Raw genomic sequence first — 24312 nt, forward strand, 5'->3', positions numbered from 1 at the left:
CCATAATAAATACAAGAGGTAAATAACGTGGCCGATCCTATCGAAGAAAGCCGCTACGCCCGCTTTGCCCTGCGTTGCTCGAACTTTGCCGAACGCTGGTTTCCTGACTCCTGGGTGTTTGCCGCCCTCGCCGTGATCATTGTCGCCGTGGCCGCGCTGGGCATGGGTGCAGCGCCCACCGACGCCGCCAAGGCCTTTGGCGACGGTTTCTGGAGCCTGATACCGTTCACCATGCAAATGGCCTTCGTGGTGATTGGTGGCTATGTGGTCGCCAGCTCGCCGCCTGCCGTGAAGTTGATCGACCGCCTGGCGCGCATCCCGAAAAACGGCCGCTCGGCCGTGGCGTGGGTGGCGTTGATCTCGATGGTTGCCTCGCTGCTCAACTGGGGCCTGTCCCTGGTGTTCGGCGGGTTGCTGGTGCGGGCGCTGGCCCGCCGCACGGATTTGCGCATGGACTATCGCGCTGCCGGCGCGGCGGCCTATCTGGGCCTGGGTGCCGTGTGGGCGCTGGGGTTGTCGTCATCGGCCGCGCAACTGCAGGCCAACCCGGCCAGCTTGCCGCCGTCGATCCTGGCGATCACCGGCACTATTCCCTTCACCGATACGATCTTTTTGTGGCAATCGGGTGTGCTGTTGCTGGCGCTGATCGTGGTGTCGCTGGTCATCGCCTACGTCACCGCACCGGGCCCCAACTCGGCGCGTGACGCCAAGGCCTGCGGTGTGGACCCGGCATTCAACCTGCCCAAGCCACAGCCACCAAGCCGTCCGGGAGAATGGCTGGAACACAGCCCGTTGCTCACCATTTTGCTGGCGCTGCTGGCTGCCGGCTGGCTGTTCCATGAGTTCTCGACCAAACCTGCGATCAGCGCCATCTCGGGGCTCAACACCTATAACTTCCTGTTCATCATGGTCGGCGCCTTGCTGCACTGGCGCCCGCGCAGCTTCCTCGATGCCGTGGCCCGCGCGGTGCCGACCACCACCGGGGTGTTGATCCAGTTCCCGCTGTATGGCTCCATCGCGGCGCTGATGACCGTGGTCAAGGGCGGCGATGGCCAGACCCTGGCCCACCATATCTCGACCTTCTTCACCTCCATCGCTTCACACGACACCTATGCGCTGCTGATGGGCGTGTATTCGGCGGTACTGGGGTTCTTTATCCCATCGGGCGGTGGCAAGTGGATCATCGAGGCGCCGTATGTGATGCAGGTGGCCAATGACCTGCAATATCACCTGGGCTGGGCCGTGCAGATCTACAACGCCGCCGAGGCGCTGCCGAACCTGATCAACCCGTTCTACATGCTGCCGCTGCTCGGTGTACTGGGGCTCAAGGCGCGGGACCTGATTGGCTTCTCGTTTGTGCAGTTGCTGGTGCACACGCCGTTGGTGCTGTTTTTGCTGTGGGCACTGGGGACGACGTTGAAGTACATGCCGCCCGTGATGCCTTAACCCTTGAGAACCGCACCTGTCGTTACGACGGGTGCGGTCAGGTTGGAGTGTCGGGCAATTGGTTCAACAACGCCGGCAGTGCGTGCTGAACGGTATCCCATACCACCTCAAGGTTTATTTCAAAGTATCCATGTGCGATTCGGTTACGCATCCCGCGCATGCTGCGCCAAGGTACTTGTGGCTGACCTGCCGCAAAATCTGGGTATTGGTCCATTATTTTGGTCGACGCTTCGCCGATGATGATCAAACTCATGATCACCGCCTGTTGAGTGCGTTTGTCCTCAAAGAACTCCGCTTTACTCAGACCTTCGACAAAGATAATCGCGTCGGATGACGCTTGGCGCATGTGACCCAAGTAGTCTCCAAGACGTTTTGTCATACTGGCCGAGCCTCGGCCAATACCTGTGCACGAAACTTCAGTGGCAAGTCGCCAGGCGTCAGCAGATCAACGTTGACGCCCAACAGGTCCTGCAACTCGTCCTGAAGCCCACCGAGGTCAAACAGTGTGGTCCCAGGAGGGGCATCGACCAATAAATCAAGATCGCTGCCCTCTTTATCTGTACCCAGCAAAACCGAACCAAAGACTCTTGGATTAGAAATGTGAAAGCGCCCGACCACTTCACGCACGGCAGCTCTCTTAAGATCAAGGGCTATTGAAGGTTTCATGATTCACCTCGACGACATGCAAGATCAGGCCAGTCTAGCAGTGCCGCGAATGGATTCGCATGCTCGCGTCACTCCCTGGCAGCAGACGCTGCGTCAACTCCATGGCAAGCAATGTGGAAAAAGTTGCACCTCACGCACCAGGCCGCTTGTATGCGCCCCGCAAAAAAACGCATTTCCCGACGCATTTTCCCGGTCAGCCGCTACTGTGTGAGGGTGGGCATTCATCCCGCGCAGACGGGCTTTAGCTGACAAGGAAACACGCATGTTTAAACTGACCAGGCTGTCCTTCACCTTTGTCGCACTGACTGTGAGCACGGTCGTACACGCCGATGTCGAGCTTGACCTGGGCACCGCGCAACGGGTCAGGCAATTGTTCGCCTACCCCAATAATTGCAGTGTGATCTGCTTTCGCCCATGGACCCTGGAACAGACGGTTGAGCATTACCTCAACCAGAGCTTGCAGCGCGACGGCTACAACCGGGCCCGTGTCAGTGTGAAAGCCAGTGAGGATAAGGTGCTGGCCCGCTTTACCGGCGTACCCGATGGCTACAGCCGGTCCTTGACCTCGCTGTTGAACACCGCTGACCTGGCCTACCAAGGCGCCAGCCGGCTGAACCGTGATGGCAAGTGGCAATTTAGCTGGTACCTGTTCCTGCCGTTGGGCATGGCCTTGGAAAACCGCAAGAGCATCGAGTTGATGCATTTTCCGCCCGACTACTCCCTGACCCATTACCAGGACTATCTGGAGTCGGCCACGACTGACCGTTGGGCCACATTACTGACCGCCAATGGCATAGCGGCGGCCCAGACCCCGGAGTACCAGACCATCATCGACATCGCGCCGATAGCCGCGCCCTCCACGGCCGGCAAGGACCTGGAAGGCGTGTATGGCTATTTCACCGAGTACCAGACGCGGATTGTCCGGGAATTGAGCCTGCATCCCAGCGGCTCATTGCCAATGGTCGCCTTCGGCGCCCCCGTTCGCAGTTGGATCCAGCAACAGTACGGGCAAACCCTTGGCGTATTGGGCCTGGGGCAGATAAGCCCGGCCGAGGGCAGTAGCGTCGCCGTATTGGGCGCCAATCACCCCAGTTACATCTGGTACGCCGCCAACCCGGACAGCTACGACGGTGATGAACAGAAGGCCGACGACGCTGGCCTGAAAGTCATGGGCCAGGACTTGAGCGCAGCGTGCTGGCAGGCCGGCATGGGCCAGAAGCCGGCCAGCGATCCCAACGTGTTGCTCAAGGGCTGCATGAATACCTGGCAGGTCACGCGCAAGGAACAGACTTGCGAGCTGTTCTACACCTCGATTCGCGAACTGTCCGCCGGCCACGCCAGGGAAAAATGCGCCACCGCCACGATCAAGACGCAGCTCAAGCGCCTGAAAAGCCCCCTGCCAGAAGCCTCTGTACCCGCCCCCGCCCTTTGAGCATCCGGCTTATCCGTTTTGGCTTACGCAAAAAAAAGCCGATATCTACTGTCAGATTTGACAGTAGATATCGGCTGCAACTTGCGTAAACCTTGGAACGTGCCCACTTGCTGCAAGACTGGCAGTCATATCAACACCAGGAGGTCGATGCAGCCCGACAAGGAATGCTATGAAAACCCAAGCCATGGAAGATGCGCCGGCTGATGCGATGGACTGTCTTTATCCATTCGCCGACCTGTTGGGAAAAAAAGGCTACCCCTCGCGCCGCCAGTTCGACGTCGTACGCACCCGGAATCGCCGTGGAACCGGGATCAAGACGCGTGTGGCCTTCGACAGCCGAATACTCATGGCGAAGATTTCCGGATACGCCCTGGGCGAGCGGCACTTGCACACGCTACAGATATCTTCGCGTATCCACTTGTACGACCCCTGGTTCAGCGGCCTGATCCTGCATTCGTGCGATCCGAATGTGTTTCTCGACATCAGCGAACTGGAGCTATGGTCGGTCCAGGCCATTCGCCCCGGTACGCTGCTGACGATGGATTACGCCACCACCGAAGATGCGCTGCTCTGCCAGTTCGCTTGCCAATGCGGTGCGCTTAACTGCCGCGGCTGGATCACCGGCGCAAAAGAACCGTTGAACCCGCAGGGCCAACTGTTCATGGAACAGTGGCGCCAGCACAAACGCTGTTAAATCGCCTCAATCGGGCGCAGGCGGTACTGCGGCGGCAGTTGCTCGAACCCGGTGATGGTGGCGTTGAGGCTTTTCCAGCGGCCGTCCTTGATGCCGTAGATACAACCGTGGATCGACAGGCTCTGCCCGCGGTGCCAGGCGTTCTGCACAATGCTGGTGTGACCGACGTTGGCCACTTGCTGGATGACGTTGAGTTCACACAGGCGATCAACGCGTTCTTCCTCGGTGGGCAACTGGGCCAGCACTTCGCGGTTCTCGTAGTACAGGTCGCGGATCGAGCGCAGCCAACCGTCGATCAGGCCAAACTGGCGATCCTGCATCGAGGCACGTACGCCGCCGCAACCATAGTGGCCGGTGACCAGGATATGTTTGACCTTGAGCACATCCACCGCGTACTGGATCACCGACAGGCAGTTTAGGTCGGTGTGCAGCACCACGTTGGCCACGTTGCGGTGCACAAACAGGTCGCCAGGCAGCATGCCGACGATCTCGTTGGCCGGCACCCGGGCGTCCGAACAGCCGATCCACAGGTATTCCGGGGTCTGCTGGCGGGCGAGCTTGGCGAAGAATTCGGGATCTTCCTGTTTGATCGCATCCGCCCAGCGTTCGTTGTTATCAAGCAGGTCTTGTAGTTCGTTCATCAGGGAAAGCCTCAGGAATGATGCGCAGTTTTGTGACTGACAACCGCTCGCCCAGGTCACGCCGTACGCAAATTAGCTTGAATCTTTGGGAGGCCGTGCCTGTCCACACACTATAAGCCCCACAGTATGAGGATTGGCCATGACGCAATCACGACGTCCGTACGGCGCCCCGCCCCCTGCACCGATTGATGACAACGAAGATCGCATGGGCTCGATGCGCGAGCTGGATTTTGACGAGGAGGAGCCGACGGCGGAAATCGGCGATGAGATCCCCCGTGGTGAACGCGAGCACCTGATGCCCGACGAACGGGTGCGCGAGGCGGGGATGACGGGGGCTTCGACGGCGGATCACGAGCCCACGGATGATGATATGAGCCCCGAAACCCTGATCCATGAAGATGGCGCGCGAGATGCCCGGGAAGAAGGTGACGGCGAACAGGCCGATTGGGACCTGAGTATCGTCGATGAAGATGAGATTGGCGGCGGTAATGGCCTGGATGAGGCTGAGTTGGCCGATATTGACCCGATAGACGGCAACCGCTGAAACACCTGGCCCTTGCAGGAGCTGGCTTGCCTGCTCCCACAGGGGAATGCACTGCGCGCTCTGGCGGTGCTGTTGCTCTGTTTTTGATCTGGCTTTTGATCTTGTGCGCCCCGTCAAACCACGATGGCCGCAGGCAGGTATTGCGCAGTGGGCACCCCGGCATGGATGCCGGGGTAGCCGCGACACGGCCATGGATGGCCGATCGCGGCGGGCCCATGGAGCAATGCCTGACTGCGGGCATGCCGAGCCTAGGCGAGGCACCGAGTGGTGGGGCAAGAGCGCTTTGGTTACTTTCGCGCTCTTCGAAAGTGACCCGCTGTAAGAGCGGAACCTTAAGTGGCCGTGATCGCAGCAACGGATATGTACACACACCAAGAAGATAGTTGTGTAGATACCTATGCTGCGATAGCGATGGTGAACTCAATACCGCTATCGCTGGCAAGCCAGCCCCTACAGGGGGGTTGGGTGTTTAGTCGACCAGGGTGCAGGCCATGACGACGGCGTCTTCGCGACCACCGACGGCAGGGTAGTAATCGCGGCGACGGCCGATTTCGTTGAACCCGTAGCGTTCATACAGGCGAAATGCGCCGGTATTGCTGTCGCGCACTTCGAGGAAGCATTCACGGGCGCTGGCGGCATAGGCACGGGACATCAGGTGTTCCAGCAACGCCAGGCCCAGGCCGCGGCCCTGGTTTTCCGGTTTGACGGTGATGTTCAGCAAATGCGCTTCATCGAGGATGATCTGCACTACACCGTGGCCCACCTGCTGCTCGCCTTCGAACATCAGCCAGATCTGGTACTTGCCCAGCCCGTCGAGAAAGATGCCACGGGTCCAGGGGTGGCTGAACGCCGCATATTCGATTTTCAGCACCGCGTCGAGGTCAGCCTCGGTCATCGGGCGAAAGGATAAAGCCTCACTCATCGGTTGTTTTCCAGCGCGCCATCAGCCGGCGCATGGCTTGCCAGACATCAGCCTTACGCTGTGGCTCTTCCATTAATAATTCCAGGCCCGGCAAGGCCCACACCGACCCCAGGCCGTCGACCTGCAGCTCGCGGTACCAGGCCTCGGCATTCGCCTCACCGGCAAACCGCACGGCGGGTAGGCCGATCAGCCACAGGCACACGCAGGGTTCATCTTCCAGGCGGGCCGAAACAAAGCCTTGCACGAAGTCGCGCGCGGCGTCCGGCCCCTGGTCCATATTGCCGCGCACCAGCAGCGGCCAGCGCACGGGCTCGCCGACAATCTGCGGGCTGTCGGGCAGGCCGGCGGCGCGCAGCATGTCCTTGAGCAGCAGATAGGCAGGGTCGCGGGTCTGGAAACGTTCGCCGGTCGGCAACTCCACCAACAACAAACAGCGCCCGGCCCGCAGCAGTTGCAAGGCAAAGCGCGGCGGCGGTACGACCGGGGCCTTGGCGACCGGCGCCGGGGCATCTTCGGCCACTGCGGCGACCTTGGGCGCCATTGAAGGGCGCGGCACTTCGATCTTGACCCGCTCCGATGGCCGCACGGACGCTTCAGCCGCGGGCTTGACTACCGCAACCGGCGCCGCCGCTTCTTCGCCCGAGGCAGCGAACGGCTCGAACGGTTCCAGCGCTTGCAGCAGTTCGGGCCGCGACGGGGCGGCAAAGGGCAATTCGGTGCGCGGCAGCCAGTTGACCACCTGCATGGCGGTCAAGTAAGCGCGACGTCGGGACTCGATAAGCAAGGCTCGGCCACTTGTGGATAACTAAAGAGCGCAGATTCTACCGCCCTTCGGCAACGATCGCCCACCGTTGATGCTTTTCTCTGCATTCCTGACCCTCTATCGCGAAGGCGCCCTGACCGGCTGTGGATAAATCCCGCGCCTGATGCAGTACAATCGCCGCTTTTAATCGCCAACCAGCCGGCCATTCCGATGATCGAACCCAAGCGCGTCTTGCGCGCCCTCGCCGAACACTGGGCCCTGCTTGAGCCACTGTGCGAACACTTCGACCAAGGCACCCTGAGCCTTGGCGAACTGCGCGCGCAACTGGCCGCCCAACAACTGGACAGCACGCCACAGGACATCACCAGCCTGCTGGACGTGTGGATTCGCCTGGATATCCTGGTGCCTGTCGCCAAAAGCCCGAACCGTTTCGAGCTCAATGCGCAGATCCATGACTTCCTGGCCTATCTTCGCAAGGAGCACCGGCTAGGCCTGTGCCTGGAAATCGAAGCCTACCTGCGCCATCTCGAGCGCCTGGCCGGCTATATCCAGGACGCCTTCGACATCCGCGACGGCCATGACCTGGCCCGCCAACTGCGGTTGTTGGACATGCGCGTGCGTGACGTGCTGAAAAAACTCGCCAACGACGAACAGGCCCTCGCTGCCGTGGCCGACCGCGCCAAGACCAGCGACCGGCAGATCCCGTTGCGCCAGCGCTATGCCGAGGTCCTGGCGACCTGGGATGAGTACGTCGAACCGATGATTCAACTGGTGAACGCCGACGGCGCCTTCGAGCAAGGCGTACGCAAGGTGGAGAACGTGCTGCTGCGCATGCTCACCGAGCAGCAGCGCCTGGGCCACCTGGTGGATGACGACATGTTGCTGCGCACCCACGCGCGCATCCTCGAAATGCAGACCAGCGCCCAGTTGACCTTGCGTCACGCCCGCGAACTGCTGCTGCCGCTGCGTGAAGAAGCACGCCGGCACAACGCCGTGACCCGTGGCGCGGCGCTGGCCCTGTCGGCAATCCGGCGCAAGGGCCTGGACGCGGTGCCGCAAGCGGCGATGCCGATGTTTACCCGGCCGCAAAGTACCTTCCTGGGCAGTGCCAGCCAGGTCGAGGCCTACGTGTATGCCCTGGCGAACTTCGAACCTAAACCGGCGCGCTTCCCCAAGGCGCACAAATCCCATAAGGGCGAAGCCCAGCGTGCGCCGCGTACGGTCAAGGAGATGCTGGAGCGTTGCGAAGACGCCCTGCCGATGCCGGACCTGATGACCTGGCTGCTGGAGCAGGAGCCGGACGGTGCCACCGACGAATTGCTGTACTGGTTCTCGCGCCTGTCGCGGGAGAAGCGTTTCAAGCGCGAGCGCCTGGAACGCCAGGATTACCATACTCACGAGCACCAGGTCAGCCTGCGCTCATTCGCCCTGCTCCCGGCCAGCGACGCGGCCGAGCACTCTGCGAGCACACCTCATGCTTCTTGATCTATCCGAACTGTCCCAACTGGCGCCGATCTTTCGCGAGTTGTTCAAGGGTTACCACGTCAGCCGCCGCGACCCGGAGTTGTACGCGCAATTGTCGAACTTCCAGGACCAGTACCGCACGCTGTTCAAGGCCCTGGGCTTTGAGCTGGTGTGCGATACCCGTGGTTTCTACTACTTCGTGCCGGACACCGCCGTAGCCGCCGCGCAGGTGAACAAGACCGCACAGCGCCTGGCACTGTTCACCTTCATCATCGTCGAGCACCTGGCCGATCAGGGCCGCGACCCGATTGCCGTGCTGGATGGTGGCAGCCTGGGCCGCGATGAGTTGCCCTCCTTGCTGGAGAAATACCGCGACCTGTTTATCCAGGCCGAAGTGCAGACCCAGGAAGAACTGGAAGAAAAAATCATGCGCCGCATGACCCAGCTCGGCTTTGCCAGTGAAGATAACGGCGTCTACCGTTTCCTGCCGCCAATGCACCGTTTCCTCGACGTGTGCCTGTCGGTCCAGGCCGACCGCGACCTGGCGGCCAGTGTACACAGCGTGCTGCCGTTGCCGGCGCCGGTGATCATCGACGAAGACAGCGATGAAAAACTGCTGCAGACCGATGACCCGCTGGACTTGAGCGAATTTGAAACACAAAGCGAGGAAGACGCCCTGGCCCGCGCCATTGCCGAAGAACAGGAGACCGATGCATGAGCAAGGAACGCTACGGCATTCGCCGCTTCGCCCTATTGAATACCGCCGGCTACAGCCTGGGCCTGTTCCCGCTGGAAGAGCCGCTGTCGGTGTATGGCGCGAACAACCTCGGTAAATCGGCTTCGATCAACGCCTTGCAGTTCCCGATCCTGGCGCGCATGTCGGACATGAGCTTCGGCAAGTACACCCTGGAACAGTCGCGACGCTTCTACTTTGCCACCGACACCAGCTACATCCTCGTCGAAGTGTCCCTGCCCCATGGCCCCCACGTAATCGGCGTGGTCGGCCGCGGCCCGGGCGGCGGTTTCGGTCACCAGTTCTTTGCCTATGCCGGCAAGCTGGACCTGGCCCACTATCAGAAGAACGACACCTGCCTGCGCCAGAAAGAGCTGTTCACCAACCTTGAGCGCGAAGGCCTGAAAGCCTATGAGCTCAAGCCCGATGAACTGCGACGTTTGCTGGTGGGTGGCCATACTTCGATCCCGCTGGACCTGACCCTGATTCCGCTGCGCTCCACCAGCGAGCAAAGCCTGAAGACCTTCCGCGCACTGTTTATCAACCTGCTGCACATGCGCGAAATCACTGCGGCCAAGCTCAAGCAACTGTTCCTCGATGCGTTCGAGCACAGCCTGCGCTCTGGCAGTGTGGATTACATCGCCGCGTGCGAAGAAGCCTTCCGCGATGTGCGGCGCATGGAGCAGGACTACAACTCCCTGGTCGCCGCCGGCCCCTTGGTCGAAGCCTTGGCCAATGGTGTGAAACAGCGCGACGTCCTGCGTGGCAAGCTGCACCGTTTGTCGCCGTTGCTCGATTCGTTGCTGGGCACCTGGTCGGACTACGCCAGTGCGCGCAAGGAAGAGCTGACAATCCAGGCCGAACACTACCGCAACGAGCAGGATGCGCTGCAGAACGATCAGCGCGGTGGCACCCAGGAACTGATGCGCCTGGAGCGGGAAATCAGCGGTATTCAACGCTGGTTGGGCGAGTTGTCGGTGCTCAAGCATCGCTTTGCGCTGGTGGATGACGTCAAGGTCCTGGAGCAGCAACTGCTGGCGGCCAAGGATGCGCACGACGAACTGGCCGGCGCCCTGGCGCAGTCGCGACAGTTCAGCGCCGAGGATCTGGATGAGCGCCTGCGCGACCTGGAAAAACGCCTGAAGTCGGTCAAGCAGCAACTCGATCACGCCGACAACAACAGCTACGCCAAACTGCGGGAAGAATTCTCACAGCAAGACGTCGAGCGTCTGATGCGCCTGTTCAACAGTTCGCTGTTCAGCCTGCCGCTGGGCGAACATGGCATCACCCTGGATGAAGACGGCCAGTGGGTAAAATCCCTGGAGCTGATCCTTGATGGCTTCACTGGCGAGCGCTTTGAAGTGCCGGGGCTGTCCATCGACATCTCGCATATCGAGCCACCTGCCCTGCAAGCCCTGGCGGATCGTGCGGCATTGCGCGACCAGAAAGAACGCCTGGAAAAAGAACTCAAGCAACTCAAAACCCAGCAGGCGGTAGCGTCTGACCGGGCGGCGAGCAAGACCCAGACTGAAGCGCTGTACCAGCAAGTCCTGGATGCGCAGAAAGCCCTGGAAGACTTCCGTCGCAGCCAGACCCTGAGCGCCGAGGAAGGCGAAAAACTGGAGCACCTGGCGCAAATGGAAGCCGCGCAGGACGAGTTGAAACGCTCCAGCGATGCGTTTACCGAGCGCGTGCAGCAACTGTCGGCCAAGTTGCAGCTGGTCGGCCGGCAAATCGGCGATATGGAAGCCAAGCAACGCACGTTGGATGACGCGCTGCGCCGTCGCCAGTTGTTGCCGGCTGACTTGCCGTTCGGCACGCCGTTCATGGACCCGGTCGACGACTCCATGGACAACCTGCTGCCACTGCTCAACGACTATCAGGACAGCTGGCAGGGTTTGCTGCGCGCCGATGGCCAGATCGAGGCGTTGTATGCCCAGGTGCGCCTCAAGGGCGTGGCCAAGTTCGACAGCGAAGACGATATGGAGCGTCGCCTGCACCTGTTGATCAACGCGTACGCACACCGTACCGACGAAGCCCTGACCCTGGGCAAGGCACGCCGTGCGGCGGTGACGGATATCGCGCGGACCCTGCGTAATATCCGCAGCGACTACGACAGCCTTGAGCACCAGTTGGCGCTGTTCAACCGCGAGATCAACAAGCGCCAGGTGTCGAACCTGCAAAGCTTCCGCATTGTGCTCGCGCCAAACAAGGAAGCCCTCAAGCATATCGACCAGATCATCCACAGCGCTGGTCAGTATGAGGAAGGCGAGACCCTGTCGGTGTTCGACCTCAGCCAAAGCGCCGAGCAGGACAACAAGAACGAAGAGGCCAAGGAATACCTGGCCCGCCTGGTCGCCGCCAACCATAACCAGTTGGGGCTCAAGGATCTGTTCGAGTTGGCGTTCGAGATCACCAAGGTCAATGGCCAGCCGGTGATTCACACCGACATCGATGGTGCCGCGTCCAACGGCACCACCATGACCATCAAGGCGCTGACCAACATGTACTTGTTGCTGCACTTGATGGACCGCGACCAGGCCGGTCGTGTGCGCCTGCCGTACTACCTTGATGAGGCAGCGGATATCGACGAGAAGAACCAGGCAGCCCTGCTGGAAACCAGCCTGCAACTGGGCTTCGTGCCGATCCTGGCCAGTGTGAAGCCGCAGGTTTCCGCCCAGGTGGCGATCGACCTGGAAGGCGGCAGCGGGCCGAACGGGATCTACATCGATGAGGCGGACTGGAAGTACATCCGTCGCCATGATGTGGTGAAGGCGACGGTGAATGTGCAGGCGGACGAGCCGGAGTTGGATGAGGTCTGACCAGCCCCTGTGAAGCAATAAAAAGGCCGTGATCTTTTGGATCGCGGCCTTTTTTGTGGCTGCTGGATTTATTTCCCCAGAGGGATCTTCGGCGCCCAGATCAGCCATTCGTCTTCAAACTTGTCGAACAACGGGAACGTCTGCTCAGGCAGCGCCGGGTTGCCCATGCGCTCGCCGTCTGGCGTGGCAAAGGCGATCCCGCCCTGAATCAGGGTTTCCAAGGACTCGGTGCGTACCGTCGCGCCTTTGAACAGACCGAAGTCCAGACCAAAGCCACTGCTGTTCCAGAAACGGCTGCCACTGCGAACCAACGGTGCGTACTTGGGCTCGATCAGCACATGGATCAGCACGCGATCAGCGGTCTTGCCCAGCTCGTATCCAGTGACCTTGCCCACGGTGACTTCACGGTAGGTGACCGGTACGCCAACTTTCAACGAACCACGACGGGCAGCGCTGAGCACCAGGCTCAAGCCGGCCTCCTGCACATTGGTCTCTGGCGGCTGGGCCAGGGCCACGAAGTTCTTTTGCGGGCCGGTGCTTTTCACCGGTGGCAGAACTTCGATGTACTGGCCTGTGACCAGGGTTTCCAGGTTGGCGGTTTTCATCAGGCCCAACTCGGGCTTGACCACCCAGAACTGGCTGCCGGCGCGGGCGATCCGCTCAGGCACTTCGGTGATGCGTGCGCTGAGCATCACCGACTGCATGTCGGCGCTCAGGTCGACACTTTCAATTTTGCCCACGTCCAGGCCTTTGAAGCGGATCGGCGTGTCGGTGCGCAGGCCATCGGCGCGGTCCACCTTGATGGTGATCAGGGTGCCGCGTTGGCTGGAGGCTTCATGATCGGCAAACAGGCGGAAACGTGGAATGCGATTTCTCAGCGGCACATTCGGCTCAGGGGTTTCAAAGGCGATACCACCGGCCATCAGGCTTTGCAGGGATTCGCTTTTGACCTGGATGCCGCCGGTGAGTCCACCGGTGAGGGTCACGCCACTGGCGTTCCAGAAACGCGTCGAGCCGTTGACCAAGCCTTCGTATTCCTTCTCGATATGCACGCCGATCACCAGTTGCTTGCGCTTGCGCGAGAACTGATAGCTCTGTACCGAACCGACCTTGACCTGCTTGTAGAGGATCGGGCTGCCGACCTCCAGGGAGCCGAGGCTCTCGGTGAGCAGGACCAGGTGCAAGCCTGGGGAGCGCAGGTCCAGCGGTGGCGCCTTGGGCCGCGCGACAAACTCGCGTTGCGGGCTGGCGCCTTTGTCGCCGGGACGGATGGCAATGTAGTTACCCTTGACCAACGCTTCCAGGCCAGTGATGCCCGCCAGGGAAATGGACGGTTTGACCACCCAGAACTGGGTGCCTTCCACCAGGTAGTCCTCGGCCAATGGGTCGAGGGTCAGGTCGGCGCTGGCGCTGGACAGATCAGAGTCCACCTTCAGAGCCTTGAGGCTGCCGACCTGGATACCTTTGTACATCACCGGTGTGCGACCTGCCTGCAGGCCCTCGAAGTCACTGAGCTTGACCTTGACGCGGATACCCGCGGCGGCGGCATCGAAGTCTTCGTAGAGGCGGAACGGCAGGCTCGGATCGGTGGGCGGGCTGTCCTTGCGATTCTCCGGCGTGGCGAAGGCGATACCACCGGAGACAATGCTGGCCAGGGACTCGCTGCGCACTTTGACCCCGGACAGGTTGGCGTCGATGCTGATGCCGCTGGCATTCCAGAAGCGCGTATGTTTGCGCACCAGGCTGGCGTAGGTCGGCTCGATGTAGATCTTCACCTCGACGGTGTTCTGATCGGCGGACAGCAGGTAGCTTTTGACCTGGCCGACCTGGATCTGTTTGTAGAACACCGGGCTGCCACGGTCGAGCGAGCCGAGCCGCTCAGCCTTGACGGTCAGGTGCAGGCCGGGCTTGGCGTCGGATAAAGGTGGCTCTTCGGAGAGCGCCTTGAACTTGCGCGTAGGCTCGCCGTCGCCAGGGCTGGCAGCGATATAGTTGCCCGAGACCAGGGTTTCCAGGCCTGTAATGCCAGCCAGGCTGACGCTTGGCTTGACCAGCCAGAAGCGCGTATTGGCCTTGAGGTACTGCTCGACATCCTTGTTCATCTCGATGGTGGCAATCACCCCGCGATTACTGCCCTCATCATCCAGGGCCAGGGTCTTGACCTTGCCCACAGGCATGCCTTTGTAGACCACTTCTGTCTTGTTGACCTGGATGCCTTCGCCGCTCTCAAAGCGAACCTGGATCTCGATGCCCGTCTGGCTGTAGGCACGCCATCCGAGCCAGCCGCCGATCACCAGGGCGATCAAGGGCAGTACCCATATGGCCGACCAGTTCGAAGCGGGGCGGGTTTTAGCCTTTGGCAAATCAGTCATGGTCGTCGTCCGACTCCGTGTTATCCCAAATCAGTCGGGGATCGAAAGTTACTGCAGCAAGCATCGTCAAAATCACCACACTGGCGAATGCCACGGCACCGAGATTGGCCTCGATACTGGCAAGTCGCCCAAAGTTTACGACCGCAACCAGAATAGCGATCACGAAAATATCCAGCATGGACCAGCGGCCGATGAATTCGATAAAGCGGTACATGATAATGCGTTGTCGGGCAGAAAGCGGCTGGTGACGCTGCACCGAGAACAGCAACAGCGCGATGCCTACCAGCTTGAAGGTTGGTACCAGGATACTGGCAATAAACACCACGGCGGCAATCGGGAACATACCGTGCTGAACCAGTTCGATCACGCCGGCCATGATCGTGCTCGGCGCGCCCTGCCCCAGGGAGTTGACCGTCATGATAGGCAACAGGTTAGCCGGGATGTACAGAATTGCCGCAGTAATCAGCAATGCCCAGGTGCGCATCAGGCTGTTCGGACGGCGAGCGTGGACCAGCGCGCCGCAACGGGTGCAGGTTTGCTCGTCGGTGTCCGGGTCTTGCCTGTTCAATTCGTGACATTCAGTACAGATCAGAATGCCAGCATCAATCGCCCGCATGTTCGTCCTCCCCGGACAACGCTTGCCAGATCTGATGAGGTGACATGACTACCTCCAGCAGCACCTGGACCATCAACAGGCTGACAAAACAGGCCAGTCCCAGGCCTACGCTGAGGGCGGCCATGTCGGCCAACTTTACGATCGCCACCAGCACGCCCATCAGGTAGACCTCAAGCATCCCCCAATCGCGCAGATGGTGATAAATGCGATACAGCAACAGGCCGTAGTTGCGGCCTACGTTCCAACGAATGCTGAGCAAGACCGCCAGTTGGCACAGCAACTTAAGCAATGGAATGCCCATGCTGCACAGGAACACCACCACGGCCACGCCTTGCATCCCGGTATTAAACAGGGCGACTACGCCGCTCCAGACTGTGTCTTCAGAAGACTGCCCGAGTAGATTGAGCTGCATGATGGGTAGAAAGTTCGCCGGGATGTACAGCAACAGCGCCGCGATCACCAAGGCCAGGCTGCGCTCGACGACATTGTAGCGGTGGGCGTACATCTCATAACCACAGCGCGGGCACAGGGCCTTTTCACCGTGCGCAAGTTCTGGCTTGCGCATCAGCAAGTCGCACTCATGACAGGCAACCAGGTCCTCCAGAGGTAGGTCGGACACCTGAGGGGTATCAACCGGGTCGGACATATAGGGCTCTAAGTCTAAAATGATCAGGCGTCTATTCTAGTGTTCTGGCTCAGAAATAACTGTGCAAATTTGTCGGGGTGAACAGTGGCGATATGCCAGAGCCTTTTCGACCGCCCAAAACAAAACCCCAACTGCTTTCGCAATTGGGGTTTCGGAATTTAATCTTGACGATGACCTACTCTCACATGGGGAAACCCCACACTACCATCGGCGATGCATCGTTTCACTACTGAGTTCGGGATGGGATCAGGTGGTTCCAATGCTCTATGGTCGTCAAGAAATTCGGGTACTGAGTCGTGACCAGTTGGCCTCGCTTCAGCAAATTGGGTATGTAATAGAAGTCGGTGTTTGCAAGAATCGAACTTTCGGTTCGTTTCGTCTTCACACACCGCAATCTGATGCTCTTTCGAGTAGTCAAATTGCTTGGGTGTTATATGGTCAAGCCTCACGGGCAATTAGTATTGGTTAGCTCAACGCCTCACAGCGCTTACACACCCAACCTATCAACGTCGTAGTCTTCGACGGCCCTTCAGGGAACTCAAGGTTCCAGTGAGATCTCATCTTGAGGCTAGTTTCCCGCTTAGATGCTTTCAGCGGTTATCTATTCCGAACATAGCTACCCGGCAATGCCACTGGCGTGACAACCGGAACACCAGAGGTTCGTCCACTCCGGTCCTCTCGTACTAGGAGCAGCCCCTCTCAAATCTCAAACGTCCACGGCAGATAGGGACCGAACTGTCTCACGACGTTCTAAACCCAGCTCGCGTACCACTTTAAATGGCGAACAGCCATACCCTTGGGACCGGCTTCAGCCCCAGGATGTGATGAGCCGACATCGAGGTGCCAAACACCGCCGTCGATATGAACTCTTGGGCGGTATCAGCCTGTTATCCCCGGAGTACCTTTTATCCGTTGAGCGATGGCCCTTCCATACAGAACCACCGGATCACTAAGACCTACTTTCGTACCTGCTCGACGTGTCTGTCTCGCAGTCAAGCGCGCTTTTGCCTTTATACTCTACGACCGATTTCCGACCGGTCTGAGCGCACCTTCGTACTCCTCCGTTACTCTTTAGGAGGAGACCGCCCCAGTCAAACTACCCACCATACACTGTCCTCGATCCGGATAACGGACCTGAGTTAGAACCTCAAAGTTGCCAGGGTGGTATTTCAAGGTTGGCTCCACGCAGACTGGCGTCCACGCTTCAAAGCCTCCCACCTATCCTACACAAGCAAATTCAAAGTCCAGTGCAAAGCTATAGTAAAGGTTCACGGGGTCTTTCCGTCTAGCCGCGGATACACTGCATCTTCACAGCGATTTCAATTTCACTGAGTCTCGGGTGGAGACAGCGCCGCCATCGTTACGCCATTCGTGCAGGTCGGAACTTACCCGACAAGGAATTTCGCTACCTTAGGACCGTTATAGTTACGGCCGCCGTTTACCGGGGCTTCGATCAAGAGCTTCGCGTTAGCTAACCCCATCAATTAACCTTCCGGCACCGGGCAGGCGTCACACCCTATACGTCCACTTTCGTGTTTGCAGAGTGCTGTGTTTTTAATAAACAGTCGCAGCGGCCTGGTATCTTCGACCGGCATGAGCTTACGGAGCAAGTCCTTCACCCTCACCGGCGCACCTTCTCCCGAAGTTACGGTGCCATTTTGCCTAGTTCCTTCACCCGAGTTCTCTCAAGCGCCTTGGTATTCTCTACCCAACCACCTGTGTCGGTTTGGGGTACGGTTCCTAGTTACCTGAAGCTTAGAAGCTTTTCTTGGAAGCATGGCATCAACCACTTCGTCACTCAAAGAGTAACTCGTCATCAGCTCTCGGCCTTAGAATCCCGGATTTACCTAAGATTCCAGCCTACCACCTTAAACTTGGACAACCAACGCCAAGCTGGCCTAGCCTTCTCCGTCCCTCCATCGCAATAACCAGAAGTACAGGAATATTAACCTGTTTTCCATCGACTACGCTTTTCAGCCTCGCCTTAGGGACCGACTAACCCTGCGTCGATTAACGTTGCGCAGGAAACCTTGGTCTTTCGGCGTGGGTGTTTTTCACACCCATTGTCGTTACTCATGTCAGCATTCGCACTTCTGATACCTCCAGCAAGCTTCTCAACTCACCTTCACAGGCTTACAGAACGCTCCTCTACCGCATCACCCGAAGGTGATACCCGTAGCTTCGGTGTATGGTTTGAGCCCCGTTACATCTTCCGCGCAGGCCGACTCGACTAGTGAGCTATTACGCTTTCTTTAAAGGGTGGCTGCTTCTAAGCCAACCTCCTAGCTGTCTAAGCCTTCCCACATCGTTTCCCACTTAACCATAACTTTGGGACCTTAGCTGACGGTCTGGGTTGTTTCCCTTTTCACGACGGACGTTAGCACCCGCCGTGTGTCTCCCATGCTCGGCACTTGTAGGTATTCGGAGTTTGCATCGGTTTGGTAAGTCGGGATGACCCCTAGCCGAAACAGTGCTCTACCCCCTACAGTGATACATGAGGCGCTACCTAAATAGCTTTCGAGGAGAACCAGCTATCTCCGAGCTTGATTAGCCTTTCACTCCGATCCACAGGTCATCCGCTAACTTTTCAACGGTAGTCGGTTCGGTCCTCCAGTTAGTGTTACCCAACCTTCAACCTGCCCATGGATAGATCGCCCGGTTTCGGGTCTATTCCCAGCGACTAGACGCCCTATTAAGACTCGCTTTCGCTACGCCTCCCTATTCGGTTAAGCTCGCCACTGAAAATAAGTCGCTGACCCATTATACAAAAGGTACGCAGTCACCCAACAAAGTGGGCTCCCACTGCTTGTACGCATACGGTTTCAGGATCTATTTCACTCCCCTCTCCGGGGTTCTTTTCGCCTTTCCCTCACGGTACTAGTTCACTATCGGTCAGTCAGTAGTATTTAGCCTTGGAGGATGGTCCCCCCATATTCAGACAAAGTTTCTCGTGCTCCGTCCTACTCGATTTCATGACTAAGAGATTTTCGCGTACAGGGCTATCACCCACTATGGCCGCACTTTCCAGAGCGTTCCGCTAATCTCAAAGCCACTTAAGGGCTAGTCCCCGTTCGCTCGCCACTACTAAGGGAATCTCGGTTGATTTCTTTTCCTCAGGGTACTTAGATGTTTCAGTTCCCATGGTTCGCCTCTTACGCCTATGTATTCAGCGTAAGATAACCATCTTATGATGGCTGGGTTCCCCCATTCAGACATCTCCGGATCAAAGTCTGTTTGCCGACTCCCCGAAGCTTTTCGCAGGCTACCACGTCTTTCATCGCCTCTGACTGCCAAGGCATCCACCGTATGCGCTTCTTCACTTGACCATATAACCCCAAGCAATCTGGTTATACTGTGAAGACGACATTCGCCGAAAATTCGAATTTCTCAACTAAGAGAACTCACAAATTTTACCTTAGCCTGATCCGTTACCAGTGAAAGTAACGTTCAGTCTATCTTTCTATCACATACCCAAATTTTTAAAGAACGAACTAGTCAAAGACTAGAAATCAACATTCACCATCACAACGATGGAATGCTCATTTCTAAGCTTTATACAAACAGAAGCAGTAGTGGTGGAGCCAAACGGGATCGAACCGTTGACCTCCTGCGTGCAAGGCAGGCGCTCTCCCAGCTGAGCTATGGCCCCGTATTTCTACAGGCGTTTCCCACACAAAATTGGTGGGTCTGGGCAGATTCGAACTGCCGACCTCACCCTTATCAGGGGTGCGCTCTAACCAACTGAGCTACAGACCCAATTTCGGGCTGCTTCTTTTCGTCTTCTTCAATGAATCAAGCAATTCGTGTGGGAACTTATGGAGCAGCTGATGTCGTCGATTAAGGAGGTGATCCAGCCGCAGGTTCCCCTACGGCTACCTTGTTACGACTTCACCCCAGTCATGAATCACACCGTGGTAACCGTCCTCCCGAAGGTTAGACTAGCTACTTCTGGTGCAACCCACTCCCATGGTGTGACGGGCGGTGTGTACAAGGCCCGGGAACGTATTCACCGCGACATTCTGATTCGCGATTACTAGCGATTCCGACTTCACGCAGTCGAGTTGCAGACTGCGATCCGGACTACGATCGGTTTTGTGGGATTAGCTCCACCTCGCGGCTTGGCAACCCTCTGTACCGACCATTGTAGCACGTGTGTAGCCCAGGCCGTAAGGGCCATGATGACTTGACGTCATCCCCACCTTCCTCCGGTTTGTCACCGGCAGTCTCCTTAGAGTGCCCACCATGACGTGCTGGTAACTAAGGACAAGGGTTGCGCTCGTTACGGGACTTAACCCAACATCTCACGACACGAGCTGACGACAGCCATGCAGCACCTGTCTCAATGTTCCCGAAGGCACCAATCTATCTCTAGAAAGTTCATTGGATGTCAAGGCCTGGTAAGGTTCTTCGCGTTGCTTCGAATTAAACCACATGCTCCACCGCTTGTGCGGGCCCCCGTCAATTCATTTGAGTTTTAACCTTGCGGCCGTACTCCCCAGGCGGTCAACTTAATGCGTTAGCTGCGCCACTAAGAGCTCAAGGCTCCCAACGGCTAGTTGACATCGTTTACGGCGTGGACTACCAGGGTATCTAATCCTGTTTGCTCCCCACGCTTTCGCACCTCAGTGTCAGTATCAGTCCAGGTGGTCGCCTTCGCCACTGGTGTTCCTTCCTATATCTACGCATTTCACCGCTACACAGGAAATTCCACCACCCTCTACCATACTCTAGTCAGTCAGTTTTGAATGCAGTTCCCAGGTTGAGCCCGGGGATTTCACATCCAACTTAACTAACCACCTACGCGCGCTTTACGCCCAGTAATTCCGATTAACGCTTGCACCCTCTGTATTACCGCGGCTGCTGGCACAGAGTTAGCCGGTGCTTATTCTGTCGGTAACGTCAAAACAGCAAAGTATTAATTTACTGCCCTTCCTCCCAACTTAAAGTGCTTTACAATCCGAAGACCTTCTTCACACACGCGGCATGGCTGGATCAGGCTTTCGCCCATTGTCCAATATTCCCCACTGCTGCCTCCCGTAGGAGTCTGGACCGTGTCTCAGTTCCAGTGTGACTGATCATCCTCTCAGACCAGTTACGGATCGTCGCCTTGGTGAGCCATTACCCCACCAACTAGCTAATCCGACCTAGGCTCATCTGATAGCGCAAGGCCCGAAGGTCCCCTGCTTTCTCCCGTAGGACGTATGCGGTATTAGCGTCCGTTTCCGAACGTTATCCCCCACTACCAGGCAGATTCCTAGGCATTACTCACCCGTCCGCCGCTCTCAAGAGAAGCAAGCTTCTCTCTACCGCTCGACTTGCATGTGTTAGGCCTGCCGCCAGCGTTCAATCTGAGCCATGATCAAACTCTTCAGTTCAAACATCTTTGGGTTTTTAAGAAACCCTAAACTTGGCTCAGCAATCGTTGGTTACATCTTTGATTTCTCGCGGAGTAACTTGTGATGCTGATAATCTTGCTGACTATCAGTCTGACTCCACAAGCACCCACACGAATTGCTTGATTCAGTTGTTAAAGAGCGGTTGGTTAAGATCTTTCGTCTCAACCGAGGCGCGCATTCTACAGCAGCCTCATTTGCTGTCAAGTGGTTATTTTCAGAAGCTTTCGAGGTTTTCCTCAACAACTTCAACCACTTGCGCTTCCGATCTCTCGTCAGCGGGAGGCGAATTCTACAGCGTTACACGCTGCTGTCAACACCTCTTTTTCAACTCCCTTTTGGCTTCGATGAACTGAAGCAACTTGCTGTCGAATCTCGCATAACTCATTGTTTATCAAGGAGTTTTACGTTTCGACTGCGCCGGAAGTGGGGCGAATTATAGACTTCCTGATTCTGCGGTCAAGGGCTAATTACACTTTTGTTGCAGATGGTGCTTTTTTAGCCACAAGACGGGGGATTCGACGCATCACAGGCGGGATCCGCAGGAGCAAGAGCAACGCGCCTATAGAAGCATAGATAGCCCACTCCTTCAGATCAGCCCGTACGATCCAAAGCATATGCAATAAACCAAGCCCCACAATCACGTACACCAAGCGATGCAGCTTCTTCCAACGGCTACCCAGCCGACGCTGGCTGTAGCGATTGGAGGTCACCGCCAACGCCAGCAAACACAGGAAACCCAACGCCCCCACAATAATGTAGGGCCGCTTGCGTAACTCCACGCCCAATTGCGACCAATCCAACCCCAGGATAAATACGCAGTAAGCCGCGAGGTGCAATACCACATAGGCAAAACACCACAACCCCAGCTGTCGGCGCACAGCGATCCACCCTGCCCAACCGCTGAGCTTTTGCAGAGGCGTCATCCCCAGGGTGACCAGCAACAGGATCAGCGTCCCCAACCCCAGGCGATCAACCAGCACTTTGCCGGGATCAGGCCCCAAGGCCAAACTCCAGGCCTCGTACAACCAATACAACGGCCACACCGCCGCTGCCATAAAGACGCCAACGCGCCAGATGGGGTAACGCATCAATAGTTCTTCCGCAGATCAAGACCCGTATAAAGAGAGGCGACCTCTTCCGAGTAACCGTTGAACATCTGCGTCTCGCGCACATTCGGGCTGAATAAACCACTGGGCAGGCGTCGTTCTCGCGCCTGGGTCCAGCGCGGATGGTCGACCGTGGGATTCACATTCGCATAAAACCCATACTCATCCGCCGCAATGCTTTGCCAGGTAGTTTTCGGCTGCTCACTTACCAGGCTGATCCGCACGATGGACTTCACACTCTTGAAACCATACTTCCATGGCACCACCAAACGCAGCGGCGCACCGTTCTGGTTGGGCAACTCACGCCCATACATGCCCACTGCCAGGATCGCCAGAGGGTTCATCGCTTCATCCAGACGCAACCCTTCTACATAAGGCCAGTCGATCAGGCCGAAGCTCGAACGCTGGCCCGGCATGCTCTTGGGGTCTTGGAGGGTTTCAAAGCGGATGTACTTGGCCTTGGAGGTCGGTTCAACCTGCTTCAGCAGGGCTGATATGGGGAACCCCATCCAGGGAATGACCATCGACCAAGCCTCGACACAGCGCAGACGATAGATCCGCTCTTCTAACTGGTAAGGTTTCATGAAGTCTTCCAAGGCGTAACGCCCCGGTTTCGCAACCTCGCCATCAATTACGACACTCCATGGCTCGGTCTTGAGCGACCCGGCATTTGCCGCAGGGTCGCCCTTGTCGGTACCGAACTCATAGAAGTTGTTGTAGTGGGTCGCATCTTTGAACGGGGTGATGGCTTCGTCTTTTACCGTCACTGCCTGCCATTGCGTACCTGGAAGCTTTTCGGCGAACCAGCCAGGCGCCTTGCCGGGCTCGACATCAGCATAACGCGCAGTGTCAGCCGCACTCGCCCAACGCGGCAGGCTACTGGCCGCAATACCGGCAAGCGCGCCACCGAGCAAACTGCGACGGGAGAAATAGAGGGATTCTGGGGTGACATCCGATTCGTGGCAGTCGGACGCTTTGGGCAATTTGATTAACATGGCAACTCCGCAGCATTGGAGAACTGATGCACCAATAGACTGCGGAGTATGTGGGAAATTACATTAAGGCAATGTTTTGTCCCGGCGAAGATGCAACAGGTACTGAACCGGACCCGAAGCGGCATATACCAGGAACGCCAGCAGCAGAATCCGCGGCGGATCGCTGAAGACGACCGCGAAAACCAGCACCACCACCAGAATTGCCACGAAAGGCACCCGCCCCTTCAGGTCGAACTCCTTGAAGCTGTTGTACTTGATGTTGCTGACCATCAGCATGCCAGCCGCCGCGACCATCAAGGCTACCAGGAACGACATCTTCGACCCCTGGATACCATAGTCACTGAACGCCCAGACAATACCCGCCACCACACCTGCCGCAGCAGGGCTGGCCAGGCCAATGAAGTAGCGCTTGTCGGCAGTGCCTACCTGGGTATTGAAGCGCGCCAGACGCAACGCAGCTCCCGCCACATAGATGAAGGCAACCATCCAGCCAACCTTGCCCATATCCCCCAGCGCCCAGGCAAACGCCAACAACGCAGGTGCGACACCAAAGGCAACCATGTCCGACAGCGAGTCGTACTCGGCACCGAAGGCGCTTTGGGTATTGGTCATCCGCGCCACGCGCCCATCAAGGCCGTCGAGCACCATGGCCACGAAGATCGCGATGGCGGCAAAACCGAAATATTTGCTGGCACTCGCCGCATCACCTGCCGCCAATGCGCTCTGGGCACTCATGGAATTGATGATGGAGTAGAAACCGGCAAACAGGTTCGCCGTGGTGAACAGGTTGGGCAGAAGATAGATGCCACGATGCCGGACCTTGCGGCCTTCCGCGTCATGCCCTTCTTCGACATGCTCATCGATCGGTAGCAGGCTTTCGGCGTCAGAGGCCTGGTTTGGCTCTTCGGGACGTTCGCTCATGGACTTTACCTTGCAACGGTGTGAAAAAATTCGACAGACACTTGCGGCGAGTGTTCGCCCGCAAACGATGCAGCTTTATACCAGAACCAGCCCTCAAACGAAAAAACGCGGCCTAGGCCGCGTTTTCACTTGA

18 protein-coding genes, 2 tRNA genes and 3 rRNA genes are annotated in these 24312 nt (G+C 57.9%); 7 read left to right on the plus strand and 16 right to left on the minus strand.

Annotation, left to right across the window (positions count from 1 at the left end):
* The first annotated feature begins 27 nt into the window (after positions 1–27).
* Entirely contained in the window at positions 28–1446 is a 1419-nt protein-coding gene (locus HKK57_RS05515; RefSeq protein WP_029295811.1) for a short-chain fatty acid transporter, read from the plus strand.
* Between the two features lie 37 nt (positions 1447–1483).
* Here the strand turns inward: HKK57_RS05515 and HKK57_RS05520 are convergent, their stop codons facing one another.
* Positions 1484–1825, minus strand: a complete 342-nt coding sequence (locus HKK57_RS05520) for a HepT-like ribonuclease domain-containing protein (protein WP_029295813.1) — start codon at positions 1823–1825, stop codon at positions 1484–1486.
* Positions 1822–2112, minus strand: a complete 291-nt coding sequence (locus tag HKK57_RS05525) for a nucleotidyltransferase family protein (RefSeq protein WP_029295815.1) — start codon at positions 2110–2112, stop codon at positions 1822–1824. The genes HKK57_RS05520 and HKK57_RS05525 overlap by 4 nt, the downstream gene beginning before the upstream one ends.
* 262 nt (positions 2113–2374) lie before the next feature.
* Here HKK57_RS05525 and HKK57_RS05530 point away from each other — a divergent pair, with 262 nt between their 5' ends.
* Positions 2375–3544 (plus strand): hypothetical protein, encoded by a 1170-nt coding sequence (locus HKK57_RS05530; protein WP_169389896.1) that lies wholly within the window; start codon positions 2375–2377, stop codon positions 3542–3544.
* A 169-nt stretch (positions 3545–3713) separates the two neighbouring features.
* Positions 3714–4238 carry an SET domain-containing protein-lysine N-methyltransferase gene (locus HKK57_RS05535; RefSeq protein WP_154907683.1) on the plus strand — a complete coding sequence of 175 codons (525 nt, stop codon included), beginning with the start codon at positions 3714–3716 and terminating at the stop codon, positions 4236–4238.
* On the opposite strand, the gene can is transcribed toward HKK57_RS05535, so the two are convergent.
* On the minus strand, positions 4235–4879 hold the full coding sequence (gene can / locus HKK57_RS05540) for a carbonate dehydratase (RefSeq protein WP_029295821.1): 645 nt from the start codon (positions 4877–4879) through the stop codon (positions 4235–4237). The genes HKK57_RS05535 and can overlap by 4 nt on opposite strands.
* A 139-nt stretch (positions 4880–5018) precedes the next feature.
* On the opposite strand from can, the gene HKK57_RS05545 reads away from it, so the two are divergent.
* Positions 5019–5423 carry a serine kinase/phosphatase gene (locus HKK57_RS05545; RefSeq protein WP_169389897.1) on the plus strand — a complete coding sequence of 135 codons (405 nt, stop codon included), beginning with the start codon at positions 5019–5021 and terminating at the stop codon, positions 5421–5423.
* Between the two features lie 469 nt (positions 5424–5892).
* Here HKK57_RS05545 and rimI read toward each other — a convergent pair whose 3' ends face one another.
* Positions 5893–6345, minus strand: coding sequence for a ribosomal protein S18-alanine N-acetyltransferase (gene rimI, locus HKK57_RS05550; protein ID WP_005784514.1), 453 nt, complete (start codon positions 6343–6345; stop codon positions 5893–5895).
* The gene (locus HKK57_RS05555; protein ID WP_169391177.1) at positions 6338–7090 is read right to left on the minus strand and encodes an energy transducer TonB; all 753 of its coding nucleotides are present in this window, start codon (positions 7088–7090) and stop codon (positions 6338–6340) included. Before HKK57_RS05555 ends, rimI begins: the two co-directional genes overlap by 8 nt.
* Positions 7091–7318: 228 nt before the next feature.
* Between HKK57_RS05555 and mksB the strand changes: the two genes are divergently transcribed.
* From mksB to mksF, 3 genes are read left to right on the plus strand one after another with little or no spacing between them, the layout of a single operon-like run.
* Positions 7319–8593: an Mks condensin complex protein MksB gene (gene mksB, locus HKK57_RS05560; RefSeq protein WP_070996414.1), complete on the plus strand. Its 1275-nt coding sequence runs from the start codon at positions 7319–7321 to the stop codon at positions 8591–8593.
* On the plus strand, positions 8583–9290 hold the full coding sequence (gene mksE, locus HKK57_RS05565) for an Mks condensin complex protein MksE (protein WP_169389898.1): 708 nt from the start codon (positions 8583–8585) through the stop codon (positions 9288–9290). The genes mksB and mksE overlap by 11 nt, the downstream gene beginning before the upstream one ends.
* On the plus strand, positions 9287–12127 hold the full coding sequence (mksF, locus tag HKK57_RS05570) for an Mks condensin complex protein MksF (RefSeq protein WP_029295833.1): 2841 nt from the start codon (positions 9287–9289) through the stop codon (positions 12125–12127). The genes mksE and mksF overlap by 4 nt, the downstream gene beginning before the upstream one ends.
* A 68-nt stretch (positions 12128–12195) precedes the next feature.
* Here mksF and HKK57_RS05575 read toward each other — a convergent pair whose 3' ends face one another.
* From HKK57_RS05575 to pssA, 11 genes are all read right to left on the minus strand, one after another.
* Entirely contained in the window at positions 12196–14499 is a 2304-nt protein-coding gene (locus HKK57_RS05575) for a PqiB family protein (protein ID WP_070996415.1), read from the minus strand.
* Complete coding sequence (locus tag HKK57_RS05580) at positions 14492–15115, minus strand: paraquat-inducible protein A (RefSeq protein ID WP_029295837.1); 624 nt, start codon at positions 15113–15115, stop codon at positions 14492–14494. The genes HKK57_RS05575 and HKK57_RS05580 overlap by 8 nt, the downstream gene beginning before the upstream one ends.
* Complete coding sequence (locus HKK57_RS05585) at positions 15102–15761, minus strand: paraquat-inducible protein A (RefSeq protein ID WP_029295839.1); 660 nt, start codon at positions 15759–15761, stop codon at positions 15102–15104. Before HKK57_RS05585 ends, HKK57_RS05580 begins: the two co-directional genes overlap by 14 nt.
* A 162-nt stretch (positions 15762–15923) precedes the next feature.
* A 5S ribosomal RNA gene (gene rrf, locus HKK57_RS05590) occupies positions 15924–16039 on the minus strand.
* Between the two features lie 156 nt (positions 16040–16195).
* A 23S ribosomal RNA gene (locus HKK57_RS05595) occupies positions 16196–19087 on the minus strand.
* 247 nt (positions 19088–19334) lie between these two features.
* Positions 19335–19410: transfer RNA gene (locus HKK57_RS05600), tRNA-Ala, on the minus strand.
* Between the two features lie 30 nt (positions 19411–19440).
* Positions 19441–19517: transfer RNA gene (locus HKK57_RS05605), tRNA-Ile, on the minus strand.
* A gap of 82 nt (positions 19518–19599) precedes the next feature.
* Positions 19600–21136: ribosomal RNA gene (locus HKK57_RS05610) — 16S ribosomal RNA — on the minus strand.
* Together the 16S, 23S and 5S rRNA genes with 2 tRNA genes alongside form the textbook arrangement of a ribosomal RNA operon.
* 488 nt (positions 21137–21624) lie before the next feature.
* Positions 21625–22245: a protein-methionine-sulfoxide reductase heme-binding subunit MsrQ gene (gene msrQ / locus HKK57_RS05615; RefSeq protein ID WP_169389899.1), complete on the minus strand. Its 621-nt coding sequence runs from the start codon at positions 22243–22245 to the stop codon at positions 21625–21627.
* The gene (msrP, locus tag HKK57_RS05620) at positions 22245–23258 is read right to left on the minus strand and encodes a protein-methionine-sulfoxide reductase catalytic subunit MsrP (RefSeq protein WP_070994365.1); all 1014 of its coding nucleotides are present in this window, start codon (positions 23256–23258) and stop codon (positions 22245–22247) included. Before msrP ends, msrQ begins: the two co-directional genes overlap by 1 nt.
* Positions 23259–23321: 63 nt before the next feature.
* Positions 23322–24179, minus strand: coding sequence for a CDP-diacylglycerol--serine O-phosphatidyltransferase (gene pssA / locus HKK57_RS05625; RefSeq protein ID WP_029298897.1), 858 nt, complete (start codon positions 24177–24179; stop codon positions 23322–23324).
* Positions 24180–24312: the final 133 nt, after the last annotated feature.

The organism is Pseudomonas sp. ADAK21 (assembly GCF_012935735.1).
In the GTDB taxonomy this organism is placed as follows: domain Bacteria; phylum Pseudomonadota; class Gammaproteobacteria; order Pseudomonadales; family Pseudomonadaceae; genus Aquipseudomonas; species Aquipseudomonas proteolytica.